The 15,475-nt window shown below is 61.1% G+C and carries 12 protein-coding genes; 9 read left to right on the top strand and 3 right to left on the bottom strand.

Features of this window, described 5'->3' with window-relative positions; all coding sequences use genetic code 11:
* The first annotated feature begins 292 nt into the window (after positions 1-292).
* The 3 genes from mexE to BMZ57_RS17130 are packed head-to-tail and all read left to right on the top strand — an operon-like array spanning position 293 to position 6,141.
* A complete protein-coding gene (gene mexE / locus BMZ57_RS17140) occupies positions 293-1,534 on the top strand; it encodes a multidrug efflux RND transporter periplasmic adaptor subunit MexE (RefSeq protein ID WP_042571180.1) in 1,242 nt (413 codons plus the stop codon).
* Positions 1,535-1,549: 15 nt separating this feature from the next.
* Complete coding sequence (locus BMZ57_RS17135; protein ID WP_010210597.1) at positions 1,550-4,729, top strand: efflux RND transporter permease subunit; 3,180 nt, start codon at positions 1,550-1,552, stop codon at positions 4,727-4,729.
* Complete coding sequence (locus tag BMZ57_RS17130; RefSeq protein ID WP_038453228.1) at positions 4,726-6,141, top strand: efflux transporter outer membrane subunit; 1,416 nt, start codon at positions 4,726-4,728, stop codon at positions 6,139-6,141. Before BMZ57_RS17135 ends, BMZ57_RS17130 begins: the two co-directional genes overlap by 4 nt.
* Positions 6,142-6,250: 109 nt before the next feature.
* On the opposite strand, the gene BMZ57_RS17125 is transcribed toward BMZ57_RS17130, so the two are convergent.
* Positions 6,251-7,276 (bottom strand): AraC family transcriptional regulator, encoded by a 1,026-nt coding sequence (locus BMZ57_RS17125; RefSeq protein WP_010210602.1) that lies wholly within the window; start codon positions 7,274-7,276, stop codon positions 6,251-6,253.
* Between the two features lie 167 nt (positions 7,277-7,443).
* On the opposite strand from BMZ57_RS17125, the gene efeU reads away from it, so the two are divergent.
* From efeU to efeO (BMZ57_RS17105), 4 genes are read left to right on the top strand one after another with little or no spacing between them, the layout of a single operon-like run.
* The gene (gene efeU / locus BMZ57_RS17120; RefSeq protein ID WP_010210603.1) at positions 7,444-8,277 is read left to right on the top strand and encodes an iron uptake transporter permease EfeU; all 834 of its coding nucleotides are present in this window, start codon (positions 7,444-7,446) and stop codon (positions 8,275-8,277) included.
* Between the two features lie 10 nt (positions 8,278-8,287).
* Positions 8,288-9,490, top strand: a complete 1,203-nt coding sequence (gene efeO / locus BMZ57_RS17115) for an iron uptake system protein EfeO (RefSeq protein ID WP_044287144.1) — start codon at positions 8,288-8,290, stop codon at positions 9,488-9,490.
* 14 nt (positions 9,491-9,504) lie between these two features.
* Positions 9,505-10,809 (top strand): iron uptake transporter deferrochelatase/peroxidase subunit, encoded by a 1,305-nt coding sequence (efeB, locus tag BMZ57_RS17110; RefSeq protein ID WP_010210606.1) that lies wholly within the window; start codon positions 9,505-9,507, stop codon positions 10,807-10,809.
* 27 nt (positions 10,810-10,836) lie between these two features.
* Complete coding sequence (gene efeO, locus BMZ57_RS17105) at positions 10,837-11,655, top strand: iron uptake system protein EfeO (RefSeq protein WP_010210607.1); 819 nt, start codon at positions 10,837-10,839, stop codon at positions 11,653-11,655.
* Between the two features lie 64 nt (positions 11,656-11,719).
* Here the strand turns inward: efeO (BMZ57_RS17105) and pssA are convergent, their stop codons facing one another.
* Positions 11,720-13,063 (bottom strand): CDP-diacylglycerol--serine O-phosphatidyltransferase, encoded by a 1,344-nt coding sequence (gene pssA, locus BMZ57_RS17100; RefSeq protein WP_021491988.1) that lies wholly within the window; start codon positions 13,061-13,063, stop codon positions 11,720-11,722.
* Between the two features lie 125 nt (positions 13,064-13,188).
* Here pssA and BMZ57_RS17095 point away from each other — a divergent pair, with 125 nt between their 5' ends.
* Positions 13,189-13,752, top strand: a complete 564-nt coding sequence (locus tag BMZ57_RS17095) for a TetR/AcrR family transcriptional regulator (RefSeq protein WP_069673092.1) — start codon at positions 13,189-13,191, stop codon at positions 13,750-13,752.
* A gap of 53 nt (positions 13,753-13,805) precedes the next feature.
* Positions 13,806-14,285, top strand: a complete 480-nt coding sequence (locus BMZ57_RS17090; protein WP_021491986.1) for a nuclear transport factor 2 family protein — start codon at positions 13,806-13,808, stop codon at positions 14,283-14,285.
* A gap of 32 nt (positions 14,286-14,317) precedes the next feature.
* Here the strand turns inward: BMZ57_RS17090 and BMZ57_RS17085 are convergent, their stop codons facing one another.
* Positions 14,318-15,475, bottom strand: a complete 1,158-nt coding sequence (locus BMZ57_RS17085; RefSeq protein WP_010210611.1) for a PQQ-dependent sugar dehydrogenase — start codon at positions 15,473-15,475, stop codon at positions 14,318-14,320.

The following is a 15,475-nucleotide window of genomic DNA, read 5'->3' as shown; positions in this document are numbered from 1 at the left end:
TCCCCTGACGGATTTTGGCTGGGACGCTCCATGCCGACGTGCGGATAACGCTCGCAGTATCGTGCGACGCATCCGCCAGCCTCTATGCCACGATTCAGGTTCCTTACCCGCACGGCAAAAGACTTTTGCCATTAATCTCATTGATAGCTCCCTAACGAAACCCCCATACTAGAGGGCTAATCTCGCGCTTATATCATTCCGAATGATAGTTACCTTTGCTTCATTCGATTCGTGACATAGCACAGCGCCGCGCATGATCCGCCCATCTCAAATACATTGGCGGATGCACCTCATGGAACAGTCACTCAAACATTTGCGCTTCCCCCTGGCGGTTTTGGCCGTGGTGGTGATGAGCGCGTGCGGCAAGACCCCGGAACAAGCGGCCGCCATGCCTGCTGCCAAAGTCAGCGTGGCCAAGGTGCTGGAACAACCGGTCAACGAGTGGGACGAGTTCACCGGTCGCCTGGAAGCCCCCGAAACCGTACAGATCCGTCCGCGCGTGTCCGGCCAGATCGATCAGGTGGCCTTCACTGAAGGCGCCCTGGTAAAGAAAGGCGACCTGCTGTTCCAGATCGACCCGCGTCCGTTCCAGGCTGAAGTCCGCCGCCTTGAAGCCCAGTTGCAACAAACCCGCGCCGCCGCCACCCGCAGCGATAACGAAGCCCAACGCGGCGAGCGCCTGCGCCAGAGCAATGCGATTTCGGCCGAACTGGCCGACTCGCGCACCACCGCTGCCCAGGAAGCCCGCGCTGCCGTCGCCGGGATCCAGGCGCAGTTGGACCTGGCCAAGTTGAACCTGAGCTTTACCCGTGTGACCTCGCCGATCAGCGGGCGTGTCAGCCGTGCCGAAATCACCGCCGGTAACCTGGTGACCGCCGACGTCACCGCGCTGACCAGCGTGGTCTCCACCGACAAGGTCTACGCCTACTTCGACGCTGATGAGCGTGTGTTCCTCAAGTACACCGAACTGGCTCGCCAAGGCCGTCGCGGTGCGACCACTCCGGTTTATCTGGGCCTGTCCAACGAGACCGGCAACCCGCACCAGGGCCAGATGAACTTCGTCGACAACCAGGTCAACCCGGCCACCGGTACCATCCGTGGTCGCGCCGTGTTCGACAACAGCAAAGGCGAATTCACCCCTGGCCTGTATGCCCGCTTGAAGCTGGTTGGCAGCGGCACCTACTCCGCCGTGTTGATCAACGACGAAGCCGTCGGCACCGACCTCGGCAAGAAGTTCGTGCTGGTGATGGAAGGCGACAAGCCGGCTTATCGCTCAGTGGAACTGGGGCCGAAGATCGAAGGTTTGCGCATCGTGCGCAGTGGCCTCAACAAAGAAGACACCATCGTCGTCAAGGGCCTGCAGCGCGTGCGCCCAGGGTCGCCGGTCGCCCCGGAAACCATTCCGATGGCCAGCAAGGAAACCCTCGCCGCCTTGGCCCAACAACGACAAGCGCTTGAAGCCAGCAATCTGGAACAAGTGGCGCCGGATAAAGCCGCGCCGAAACTTGCCAGCGCTGCGACCCCACGCGGTTAAGGGATACGACTCAAGATGAATTTTTCCAAGTTCTTCATTTCGCGGCCGATCTTCGCAGCAGTGCTCTCGCTGCTGATCCTGATCGCCGGTGCGATCTCGCTGTTCCAACTGCCGATCAGCGAATACCCGGAAGTGGTGCCGCCGACCGTCGTGGTACGCGCCAACTTCCCGGGCGCCAACCCCAAAGTCATTGGTGAAACCGTGGCCGCTCCGTTGGAGCAAGCCATCACCGGCGTCGAGAACATGCTGTACATGTCCTCGCAGTCGACCGCCGACGGCAAGCTGACCCTGACCATCACCTTCGCCCTGGGCACCGACCTGGACAACGCGCAGGTGCAAGTGCAAAACCGCGTGACCCGGACTCAGCCGAAACTGCCTGAGGAAGTGACGCGCATCGGTATCACCGTGGACAAGGCCTCCCCCGACCTGACCATGGTGGTGCACTTGACCTCCCCGGATCAGCGCTACGACATGCTGTACCTGTCCAACTACGCCCTGCTCAACGTGAAGGATGAGTTGGCGCGTCTGGGCGGTGTGGGTGACGTGCAATTGTTCGGCATGGGCGACTATTCGCTGCGGGTGTGGCTGGACCCGAACAAGACCGCTTCGCGCAACCTGACGGCCACCGATGTGGTGACCGCGATCCGTGAGCAGAACCGTCAAGTGGCCGCCGGCGCCCTGGGTGCGCAACCTGCCCCGACCGCCACCGCGTTCCAGTTGTCGGTGAACACCCAAGGTCGCCTGGTGACCGAGGAAGAGTTCGAGAACATCATTATCCGTTCCGGCGATAACGGTGAAATCACTCGTTTGAAAGACATCGCACGGGTAGAGCTGGGTTCCAGCCAATACGCGCTGCGTTCGTTGCTGAACAACCAGCCGGCCGTGGCGATCCCGATCTTCCAGCGCCCTGGCTCCAACGCCATCGAGATCTCCAACGAAGTGCGCGGCAAGATGGAAGAGCTGAAAAAGAGCTTCCCGCAAGGCATGGACTACAGCATCGTCTATGACCCGACCATCTTCGTGCGCGGCTCCATCGAAGCGGTGGTGCACACCCTGTTCGAAGCGTTGATCCTGGTTGTGTTGGTGGTGATCCTGTTCCTGCAGACCTGGCGCGCCTCGATCATTCCGTTGGTGGCCGTGCCGGTATCCTTGATTGGTACGTTTGCGGTGATGCACCTGTTTGGCTTCTCGCTCAACGCGCTGTCCTTGTTCGGGTTGGTACTGGCCATCGGTATCGTGGTGGACGACGCCATCGTGGTGGTGGAGAACGTCGAACGGAACATCGAACTGGGCCTGGACCCGTTCCCGGCCACTGAAAAAGCCATGAGCGAAGTGACCGGCCCGATCATCGCCACGGCGCTGGTGCTGTGTGCGGTGTTCATTCCAGCTGCCTTTATCAGCGGCTTGACCGGGCAGTTCTACAAGCAATTCGCCTTGACCATTGCGATCTCGACGGTGATCTCGGCGTTCAACTCGCTGACCTTGTCCCCTGCCCTGGCCGCGGTGTTGCTGCGCAGCCATGACGCGCCGAAGGATCGTTTCTCCAAGATTCTCGACAAGATTTTCGGCGGCTGGTTGTTCCGTCCGTTCAACCGCTTCTTCGAAAAAGCCAGCCACGGTTATGTCGGCACCGTACGCCGTGTGATTCGCGGCAGCGGCATCGCCCTGTTCCTGTACGCCGGTTTGATGGTGCTGACCTGGTTCGGTTTTGCCCACACCCCGACCGGTTTCGTACCGGCCCAGGACAAGCAATACCTGGTGGCCTTCGCCCAATTGCCGGACGCCGCGAGCCTGGACCGCACCGAAGACGTGATCAAGCGCATGTCTGACATCGCGCTGAAACAACCGGGTGTGGAAGCTGCCGTAGCCTTCCCGGGCTTGTCGATCAACGGTTTCACCAACAGCCCGAACAGCGGCATCGTGTTCGTGACCTTGAAACCGTTCGACGAACGTAAAGACCCGAGCATGTCAGCCGGTGCGATTGCCGGCGCGTTGAACGGTAAATACAGCGACATCCAGGAAGCCTACATGGCGATCTTCCCACCGCCGCCGGTACAGGGCCTGGGTACGATTGGTGGTTTCCGCCTGCAGATCGAAGACCGTGGCAACCTGGGTTACGACGAGCTGTACAAAGAAGTGCAGAACATCATCACCAAGAGCCGTACCACGCCGGAGCTGTTCGGCCTGTTCACCAGCTACACGGTCAACGTGCCCCAGGTCGATGCCGCCATCGACCGTGAAAAGGCCAAGACCCACGGCGTGGCGATCAGCGACATCTTCGATACCCTGCAGATCTACTTGGGTTCGTTGTATGCCAACGACTTCAACCGCTTCGGCCGGACCTACCAGGTCAACGTGCAGGCTGAGCAGCAGTTCCGCCTGGATGAAGACCAGATCGGCCAGCTGAAAGTGCGCAACAACAAAGGCGAGATGATCCCGTTGGCGACCTTCATCAAGGTCAGCGACACCTCGGGCCCGGACCGCGTGATGCACTACAACGGCTTCATCACCGCTGAAATCAACGGCAACGCTGCACCGGGCTACAGCTCGGGCCAGGCTGAAGCGGCGATCGAGAAACTGCTGAAAGAGGAACTGCCCAACGGCATGACCTACGAGTGGACTGACCTGACCTATCAGCAAATCCTCTCGGGTAACACTGCGCTGTTCGTGTTCCCGCTCTGCGTACTGCTGGCGTTCCTGGTACTGGCCGCCCAATACGAAAGCTGGAGCCTGCCATTGGCGGTGATCCTGATCGTCCCGATGACACTGCTGTCGGCGATTACCGGGGTGATTATCTCGGGTGGCGACAACAACATCTTCACCCAGATCGGCTTGATCGTTCTGGTAGGCCTGGCCTGTAAGAACGCGATTCTGATTGTCGAGTTCGCCAAGGACAAACAGGCAGAAGGCCTCGATCCGCTCGCTGCGGTACTGGAAGCCTGCCGTCTGCGTCTGCGGCCGATCCTGATGACCTCGTTCGCCTTCATCATGGGTGTGGTGCCACTGGTGTTGTCCAGCGGTGCCGGTGCCGAGATGCGTCATGCCATGGGCGTGGCGGTGTTCTCCGGGATGATCGGTGTGACCTTCTTCGGTCTGTTGCTGACGCCAGTGTTCTACGTACTGATCCGTCGCTATGTAGAGCGCAGCGAAGCGCGCAAAGCGGCCAAGGCCTTGAAGCTGGAGACACAGCAATGAGTGTGAAAGTATTCCTGCCGAGCTTGTTGGTACTGGCGCTGAGCGCCTGTGCCGTGGGCCCGGACTACAAAACCCAGACACCGGAGGCGGCCAATATCACGGCCGCTGCCGATGCCAAACAGTATGACCACGCCAAGTTCGAAGGCATCTGGTGGCAACAGTTCGAGGACCCGACCCTCAACCAACTGGTAACCCAGGCGCTTCAAGGTAACCGGGATCTGCGCGTCGCCTTTGCTCGCCTGCGGGCGGCACGGGCGATCCGCGATGACGCCAGCAATGACGCCATGCCGACCATCACCAGCCGTGCCAGCAGTGACCTGGCCAAGGGGCAAATCCCGGGCCAGACCACCAAGCGCGTTAACAGTGAGCGTTATGACCTCGGCCTGGACATGGCCTGGGAACTGGACCTGTTCGGTCGCATCCAGCGCAACCTGGAAGCCACCGACGCCGACCAGCAGGCCGCCGAGGCTGACTTGTACCAGCTGCAAGTCACCATGATTGCCGAACTGGTGGACGCCTACGGCCAACTGCGTGGTGCGCAACTGCGTGAACGCATTGCCCTGGACAACCTGAAGAACCAGCAGGAATCGCGCACCATCACCGTCAGCCTGCGGGATGCCGGTGTGGGCGACCAGCTCGACGTGGAGCGTGCCGACGCGCGTCTCGCGGCGGTTGAGGCCAGCGTGCCGCAACTGCAAGCCGAACAAGTGCGCGAGCGCAACCGCATCGCCACCCTCCTCGGCCAGCGTCCCGACAAGCTCAGCGTCGACCTGGGCCCGAAAAACCTGCCGGCAATTGCCAAGGCGTTGCCGATTGGCGATCCAGGGCAATTGCTGCAACGTCGCCCGGACATCCTCAGCGCCGAACGTAAACTGGCTGCTGCCACGGCGCGTATCGGCGTGGCCAAGGCCGACCTGTTCCCCCGGGTCAGCCTCAGCGGCTTCCTCGGCTTTACCGCCGGGCGAGGCTCGCAGATCGGCTCGTCCGCCGCGAATGCCTGGGCCCTGGGCCCAAGCATCACCTGGGCAGCATTTGACCTGGGCAGCGTGCGCGCCCGTTTGCGCGGCGCCGATGCCGAGGCGGACGGCGCCCTGGCGACCTACGAGCAGCAAGTCCTGTTGGCCTTGGAAGAATCCGAAAACGCCTTCAGCGACTACGGCAAACGTCAGCAACGCCTGGTTTCGTTGATCCGCCAAAGCGAATCCAGCCGCGCCGCCGCCGACCTGGCCGCGATCCGCTACCGCGAAGGCACCGTGGACTTCCTGGTGCTGCTGGACGCACAACGTGAGCGCCTGGCCGCCGAAGACTCCCAGGCCCAGGCCGAAGTGGATTTGTATCGCGGGATTGTCGCGATCTACAAAGCGCTGGGGGGCGGCTGGCAGCCGGATACGGTGGTCGCCAGCGCCAAGTGATGTAAAGAGCTCCTTTGGTTGGTCGCATCCAGCCAATTTTTTGCCCCGTGGTCCATTCGGTCACGGGGCTTTTTTATCCGTCGCTCAAAAAAGATTTTTCGCGAATCCTTCATTTATCAGCGAAGTGTTCATTAAGAATCAGACTCCGATAATGCCCCGGATTCGACCCGCTCCATTTACGAAACGCCTTATAAAACGAACTCGTATCCGCAAACCCCAACCGCTCCGCGATCTCGGCAAAACTGATCTGTGGCTCCGCCAACCACACAATCGCCAATTCCTTGCGCACACTGTCCTTGAGGCCCTGGTAGGTCTGCCCTTCTTCCGCCAGGCGCCGCCGCAAGGTTGAGGCGGAGATGCACAGGCTGACGGCGAGACCTTCAGTCTCCGGCCAGGTGTGGGGGGGGAGCTGGCGCAGGTCGTGCTTGATGCGGGTGGCGAGGCTGTCGGGATCGCGGTATTTGACCAGGATATTGGCCGGTGCGTGAGCCAGGAAACGCTTGAGTTCTTCCGGGGTGCGCTTGATTGGCAGGTCCAGGCAGTCGGCAGAGAAGATCATCCGCGTACGGGGCCGATCGAAACGCAGGTTGTCGGAGAACATCACCTGGTAGTCAGCGCAAAAGTCCGGTTTTGCGCAGCGCAGCTCAATCGCCAGGATTGGAATACGTCGTCCTGCCAGCCAACAGGCCACGCCGTGCACAATCATCCAGTAGGTAAAGTAGGTGAAGGCGCGATTGGGTTCAGCCTCGGGCTCGACCAGCACGATCTCCGCCAGACTTTGTTGACGCACCAACTCAGCGGGCATCCGCTCCAGCATGAGTGACAGGAACCCCAGCGCGGTCTCCAGGCTGGTGGCGAGGGTTGGCTGCGCCATTGCAGCGCGGCAGAGAAACGCCAGGCTACCGGACTTGAGCTTGCGCGGGTCCATGCCAAAGAACTCATCATCGGTACGGCGTGCCAACAGGCGCCATAGGCGTGCGTAGGTAGTGGCCGAAACCCGCGCGGTAGGTTCGGCGAGCCACTGCGGGTCTATCCCGGCGTCGTGCAGCACTTCAGCACTGGCCGCCCCCGGCGCGCAGCTTTGCAATAAAGCTTCACGCACAAGATGAATGGAGATGGTGTCTTTTTCCGACATGGTGAACCGCGTATCCAGCTGCGCAAAGAATGGCACGCATCATAAGGGCGGACGCGCATTGCCACCACCGTTCAGCCCATGTTCAGCAAACGTCAAGGATTGTTGTTTAGCAATGAGTATCATTATGTTACAAATTAGCACCCTATCTAGTTGTGACGCGGTGCCGAATGCTCGTTCCTTTCCTCATCATGCTGCGCGAAGGCATTGAAGCCGCATTGATCGTTGGCATCATCGCCAGCTACCTGCAACAGACCGGCCGTGGCCAGTGGATGCCCGCCGTGTGGATCGGCGTGTTTCTCGCTGCTGCACTGGCCCTGCTGGTCGGAGGGGGCCTGGAACTGGTCAGCGCCGAGTTCCCGCAAAAACAGCAAGAATTGTTTGAAGGCGTGGTTGGCCTGGTCGCCGTGGGCATCCTTAGCTCCATGGTGTTCTGGATGCGCAAAGTGGCGCGGTCCATCAAGCATTCCTTGCACGAATCCCTCGACCACGCCCTGGCCGGTTCCAAACACCAGGTCACCGCGCTGATCCTCATGGTGTTTTTCGCCGTGGCCCGCGAAGGCCTGGAAACCGTGTTCTTCCTGCTGGCCGTGTTCCAACAGAGCGAAGGACCAGCCGCACCCATAGGCGCCCTGCTCGGCCTGATCCTCGCGATCATCGTCGGTTTCCTGATCTATACCGGCAGCATGCGCCTGAATCTGGGGGCGTTTTTCCGCTGGACCGGCCTGTTTATCCTGGTGGTGGCTGCCGGCATCCTCGCCAATTCGGTGCAGGCCCTGCATGAAGCAGGCGTGTGGAATCACCTGCAGACCGTGCTGTTCGACTTCAGTGCCGCGTTGCCCATGGACAGCCCGCTGGGCTCAGTACTGGCCGGGATGTTCGGCTATCAGGAAGCGCCGACCATCAGCACCCTCGGCGCCTACCTGATTTATCTGGTGGTGGCCTTGGTGATGTTCTTCCTGCCCACCGCACCGGCCACACCTTCTTCCGTTTCCAGCCAGTAAGGACCGCCTCTTGTCCAACCCTACTCCTCAGCCCTCCTCGCCACCCCGCGCCCTGCGCTGGGCCGTGGCGGGGTCGGTGGTCGTGATGATCGCTGCCGGTGGCCTGTTCTATTACGCTTCGCAACTGGCGGCCAGCAAGCGCCAGACCAACCACAATGAAATCGCGGTGACCCTCCATGGCCACGCCTGCGAGCCCAATGAACTGAGCGTGCCCGCTGGCCGCGCCAGCTTTCGCATCATCAACCGCTCCGACCGTGCAGTGGAATGGGAAATCCTCGACGGTGTGCTGGTGGTCGAAGAACGGGAAAACATCGCCCCAGGCCTGAGCCAGGTGATCAACGCCAACCTGCTGCCGGGCGACTACGCGATCACCTGCGGCTTGCTGAGCAATCCCCGCGGTACCTTGCACGTGACGCCGACCGCGGAATCCGACGCGCAAGCCAAGGCCAAGCCGTCGATGGTGGCGTTTATTGGGCCGCTGTCGGAGTTCCGTGTGTACCTGAGCGGCCAGGGCAGTGCATTGATCAAGGCCGTAACCGCGTTGCAACAAGCCATCGACGCTGGCGACCTGGCCCAGGCTCAAGCGCTCTACGTTCCGGCGCGCGAGGCTTACCAACGGCTGGCCCCGGCGTCGCAACGCCTGGCGGAGCTGGACAACGCGATCAACGCCCGCGCCGACTATTTTGAAAAGCGCGAGCAAGACCCGGCCTTCAGCGGTTTCCACCGGCTCGAATACAGCCTGTTCCAGCAACGCAGTCTCGACGGCTTGGCGCCGATTGCCCAGCGTCTGCTGACCGACGTCACCACCCTCAAGCAACAACTGCTCGCCCAGTCACTGCCGCCGGAGCAACTGGTCAGCATTGTGGTGCGCAACCTCAACAGCCTGGCCGATGTACGTGCCGTCAGTGGTGAAGAGGAACGCTACAGCCATGTCGACCTCAATGGTTTCGCCGCCAACCTGGAAGCTGCGCACAAAGTCGTCGACCTGATGCGCCCCTTGCTGACCAAGTCCGCCGCCGACCTGCTGCCTAACGTGGACAGCGCCCTTACGGCCTTCGACAGCCAACTCAACGAATTGAAAGTAGACGGCCAGTACCGCCACTACGACAGCGTCACCGCCGATCAGCGCCAGCAGATCGCCGACAAGGCCAAGGCTCTGGCCGCTGCACTCGATGGAATCGACCCCGCCCTTGGCCTTTCCGGCCTGAAGTGAAGACGACCGCACACATGAGTGATTCAGGACAATTTGACCACCAACGCCGCCGTGTCTTGCTGGGCATGGCCGCCACCGGCGCCGCCATTGCCGGCAGCGCCCTGACCTGCCCGGCCATGGCCGCCGCCGCGGAACAAGTCACCACCGCGCCGCGCAGCGACAAGACCCAGGATCACCACGACTTCTTCGGCATCCACCAGAGCGGTATCGTCACCCCGCGCCCAGCCTGCGGCATGCTTGTGGCATTCGATGTACTGGCCAGCGACCGCGAGGACCTGGAGCGCCTGTTCCGCACCTTGAACGCACGCATTGCCTTCCTGATGACCGGCGGCACCGTGCCGCAAGTCGACCCGAAACTGCCACCTACCGACTCCGGCATCCTCGGCCCGGTGGTCACGCCAGACAATCTGACCATTACCGTGTCCGTCGGCGAATCGCTGTTCGATGAGCGCTTCGGCCTTGGCGCGGTCAAGCCCAAACGCCTGAGCCGCATGGTTGGCTTCCCCAACGACGCCCTGGAACCGGCGCAGTGCCACGGTGACCTGAGCCTGCAGTTCAGCTCCAACACGCCGGACACCAATATCCACGCCCTGCGCGACATCGTGAAGAACCTGCCCGACCTGCTGCTGGTGCGCTGGAAACAGGAAGGCAGCGTGCCGCCCCAGGCACCGAGTAAACCTGGCGAACCCGCGCAGAGCGCACGCAACTTCCTCGGCTTCCGTGACGGTTCGGCCAACCCGAACTCCAACGACACCAAGGCCATGGATCAGATTGTGTGGGTGCAACCGGGCAGCGATGAACCGGCCTGGGCGGCCAACGGCAGCTATCAGGCCGTGCGCATCATCCGCAATTTCGTCGAGCGCTGGGACCGTACCCCACTGCAAGAACAGGAAAGCATCATCGGCCGCATCAAGCCGACCGGCGCGCCCATGGACGGCGACAAAGAAACTCAGGTGCCCGACTACAGCAAGGACCCGGAAGGCAAGGTGACCAAGCTCGATGCCCACATCCGCCTGGCCAACCCGCGCACCCCGCAGACTCAGGCCAACCTGATCCTGCGTCGGCCGTTCAACTACTCCAACGGCGTCAACAAAAACGGTCAGCTGGACATGGGTCTGTTGTTCATCTGCTACCAGGCTGACCTGGAGAAAGGCTTTATCAGCGTGCAAACCCGGCTCAACGGCGAACCCCTGGAGGAATACCTCAAGCCGGTCGGCGGCGGGTACTTCTTCACCTTGCCGGGGGTCACGGGACCGAAGGATTTCATCGGGCGCACGCTGCTGGCTGCAACGCACCCCCACACCACTGCCCAGACCTAAAACACACCCCAGAGCGGAAACCGTCCCATGAAAAAGTCGTCTATCGCGTTGTCGTTATTGCTGACCCTTTCGCCGTTGGCAGCCTTCGCCGCTACCGCGCCGCTGGACCTGGTCGGGCCGGTGTCGGACTACAAAATCTACGTCACCGAAGAAATCGGCGAGCTGGTCACCCAGACCCAAGCCTTTACCGACGCCATCAACAAGGGCGACCTGGCCACCGCCAAGAAACTCTACGCGCCGACCCGCGTGCACTATGAGTCCATCGAGCCGATCGCCGAGCTGTTCAGCGACCTCGACGCATCCATCGACTCCCGCGTCGACGATCATGAAAAGGGCGTGACCGCCGATGACTTCACCGGCTTCCACCGCATCGAGTATGTACTGTTCTCGCAGAACACTACCCAAGGCCTGGAAGAGCTGACTGCCAAGCTCAACACCGACGTCAACGACCTCAAGACGCGCGTCGATGGCCTGACTTTCCCACCGGAAAAAGTCGTAGGTGGTGCCGCAGCCCTGCTTGAAGAAGTCGCCGCCACCAAGATCTCCGGTGAAGAAGACCGCTACAGCCATACCGACCTGTATGACTTCCAGGGCAACATCGACGGCGCGAAGAAAATCGTCGACCTGTTCCGTGGCCAGATCGAGAAACAAGACAAAGCCTTCCTGGCCAAGGTCGACAAGAACTTCGCCACCGTGGACAAGATCCTGGCCAAGTACAAAACCAAGGACGGTGGTTTCGAGACCTACGACAAGGTCAAGGAAAACGACCGCAAGGCCCTGGTGGGCCCGGTCAACACCCTGGCAGAAGACCTGTCCACCTTGCGTGGCAAGCTGGGCTTGAACTAAGCGACAGACAAAAAAAGACCCAGTCCCCGGTTGAAGGGGCTGGGTCTTTTTTTTGCCTGCAGGTTTACAGGATGCGGTACAGCAATCGTTCGATACGAACGCGGCTGACCCGGCGCAGGAACTTGCCAACGGCCTCTGGGTAGTCCGGCAGTGTTTGCAGGTCCTGATAACGCTCGATACGCGTGGTGTGCTGGAAAATCTGCGCCAGTTCGGTGCGTCGCGGCACCAGCCACTCATGCTTGGGATCATCGATCAACAACGCGTTTTCCAGGTCGAGGCGGAACGCGCGCGGGTTGAGGTTGTTACCGGTGAGCAAGGTGTAGCGCTGGTCGATCCACATGCCTTTGAGGTGGTACGTGTTGTCACCGTCGCGCCACAGGTGCAGGTTCAACTGGCCGCTGTCGATCATCGGCTGATGGCGCTTGGCAAAGCGGCGCAAGCTGATTTCGTAGAGGTAGGGCAGCGCAGCAATGACCTTGAACGGCTCGCTGGGCGGGATGTAGAAATCGTTGGCGGTCTTGTCGCCGACAACGATGTCGATCTTCACCCCACGTGCCAGGGCGCGGTTGATTTCGCGGGTGACCGGCAGCGGCAGGTTGAAGTACGGGGTACAGATGGTCAGCTGATGTTGGGCGCTGGCAATCAGTTCGAGGATCACCCGGTTCAGGGGGTTGTTCTTGCCGACCCCGAGCAAGGGGCTGACCGACAGTTGACCATTGGGCAACTGCCCCGCCGTGGTGTCGTAAGTCGCGTGTTTCAGGCGGCTGCGCAAATCGCCGATGTCGTTGCGCAGGCTACGGGTGGTGGGCGGATTGGGCAGGTCCAGGCGATTGACCGCCTTGGATGCCACTAGGCCGTGCTCCACCAGGTGCTGCATGGAATCGGCGAGCGCTTTGTTGTGGATCAGGTGGTAGCGGTCGAAACGGTACTTGTCGAATTTGTGCAAGTACACATTGTTCAGGCTGGCGCCGCTGTACAGCACCGAGTCATCGATCACGAAGCCCTTGAGGTGCAGCACGCCGAACAACTCGCGGGTTTGCACCGGCACGCCGTACACCGGCACTTCGCTGCTGTGGCGCTGGGTCATGGCCTGGTACCAGGCGCTGTTGCCGGGCTGCTTGCCGGCACCGATCAAGCCGCGCTGGGCACGCAACCAGTCAACCACCACCACGATGTCGAGTTCCGGCCGCGCAGCCTTGGCGGCGTGCAGGGCGTCGTAGATCTCCTGCCCCGCTTCGTCCTGCTGCAAGTACAGCGCGACGATATAGATGCGCCGGGTGGCCTGGGCAATCTTCTCCAGCAGGCAGCGACGATAAGCGTCCGCGCTGGACAGCACCTCAAGGGCGTCGGGACTGAGGGGGAAACCGCGCAGTTTGGGCAGCAGGGAGCGTTTGAAGAACGACGGCATAAGGCTCGCAATGGGTCGAATCCGAAGAGGCCCCGAGCTTACACCATGGGGGTGCTCAGGTCTCGCTGCGGCGCATGGAAAAATGTTAATTGACTATGAAGAACGATCGTTCTACTGTTAGCCACATGAACGAAATTAACCGCAATGAAACCCGCGACATTATTCTCGACGTTACTGAGAAGTTGATCTATCGCCATGGCATCGCCGCCACGGGCATGGACTTTCTGGTGAAGACCGCCGGTGTCTCGAGAAAAAGTATTTACCGCTACTTCGCCAATAAAGACGACTTGGTGATTGCCGCCCTGCAACGTCGCGATGAACGCTGGATGCAGTGGCTGCGCGATGAAGTCGAACGCCGTGAAGGCACGGGAGAACGCCTGCTGGCGCTGTTCAGCGTGCTCAAGGATTGGTTCGGCACCGCCGACTTCCGTGGCTGTGCCTTCATCAACACCAGTGGCGAAACCGGTGACCCACACGACCCGGTGCGCCTGCTGGCCAAGGCCCATAAACAGAAACTGTTCGAGTACGCACTTGAACTGTGTCAAGCACATGGCACCCCCGACCCCGAGCGGCAGGCCGCGCAACTGCTGATCCTGATCGATGGCGCCATTACCGTTGCCCTAGTGATGGGCGATTCAACAGCTGCCGATAATGCGCAATGCATGGCGCGAACGTTATTGGGACTTTGAACCCGCTGGTAGACGCAACTTCCGATAAACCCTATTCATTGAGGAACCGTCCAATGTCATCGACTGCAGAAACACGTCCGCCACTGCCGCCGTTCACCCGCGCGTCGGCCATCGAAAAAGTACGCCTGGCCGAAGACGGCTGGAACTCCCGCGACCCGCAGCGGGTGTCCCTGGCGTACACGCTGGACACCCAGTGGCGCAACCGCGCCGAATTCGCGCATAACCGCGAAGAAGCCAAAGGTTTTCTTACTCGCAAGTGGGCAAAGGAACTGGACTACCGGCTGATCAAGGAGTTGTGGGCGTTTACCGATAACCGCATCGCGGTGCGCTATGCCTATGAATGGCACGACGATTCGGGCAACTGGTTCCGCTCCTACGGCAACGAGAACTGGGAATTCGACGAGAATGGCCTGATGGCCAATCGTTTTGCCTGCATCAACGACCTGCCGATCAAAGAAAGCGAGCGCAAGTTTCACTGGCCGCTGGGCCGGCGCCCGGATGATCATCCGGGGTTGTCCGAGCTAGGGCTGTAAAACAGTTGGGGCCGGTTTGCCGGCCCCAACGCTTAGTCCTGGTTCAACCCCACCCGATACAGCACGCCATCCTCCTCATCCGTCAGTACATACAGAAAGCCATCCGGCCCCTGTCGTACATCGCGGATGCGCGCCTTCAGCCCACCGAGCAAGCGTTCCTCATGGATCACCTTATCGCCATCAAACTGCAAGCGGATCAACTCCTGGGTGGCCAACGCACCAATAAACACGTTGTGCTGCCAGGGCTTGAAGCGATCCGCATCGTAAAACGCCATGCCGCTGATACCCGGTGATTTTTCCCACACGTGATGCGGCGGTACTGTGCCCTCCACCGTTTTGCCTTTGGCTTCGGGAATCGGTGTCAGCGAGTAATTGATGCCGTGGGTTGCCAACGGCCAACCATAATTCTTGCCCCGCTCGATGATGTTGATCTCATCCCCCCCACGCGGCCCATGTTCGTTTTCCCAGATCGTGCCGCTCCACGGGTTAAGCGCCAGTCCCTGGGGGTTGCGCTGGCCGTAGGACCAGATCTCCGGGCGTACGCCTTGCTGACCGACGAAGGGGTTGTCATCCGGAACGCGGCCATCCGGGTAGATGCGTACGACCTTGCCCTGCAGCTTGTCCAAGTCCTGGGCGGTCGGACGATCGTTGTTTTCCCCCAGGGTCACGAACAGGTAGCCATCGCGGTCGAAGGCCAGGCGCGAGCCGAAGTGGTTGCCGGTCGACAGCTTGGGCTCCTGGCGCAGGATCACCTTGAAGTCGGTCAAGCCACTGAGGTCAGCCGCCAGGCGCCCTCGGCCCACCGCGGTGCCGGCGGTACCGTCCTTGCCGCCACCTTCGGCGTAGGACAGGTAGACCGTGCGGTCCTCCTTGAAGTCCGGCGACAAGACCACATCCAGCAAACCGCCCTGCCCTTTGGCCCAGACTTCAGGCACTCCCTTCAGTGGCGCGGACAGCTTGCCGTCGGGGCTGACAAAGCGCAGGTGGCCAGGGCGTTCAGTCACCAGGAAGCCTTGCTTGTCCGGCAGAAAGGCCACCGCCCATGGGTGGTCCAGGCCTTTGGCGATCGGCGTGGCGCTGATGCTGCCCTGTTCACTGGGGAACTGCTGGGCGTCGGCGGCGTAAGCTGCCGTCAACGGCAGCAGCGTGGTGGCGCAAAGGGCGGCTAGCAGGCTTTTGCGTAGAAACAT

The organism is Pseudomonas simiae, assembly GCF_900111895.1.
Lineage (GTDB): Bacteria > Pseudomonadota > Gammaproteobacteria > Pseudomonadales > Pseudomonadaceae > Aquipseudomonas > Aquipseudomonas simiae.
This window is presented reverse-complemented; position numbering and strand designations above follow the sequence as displayed.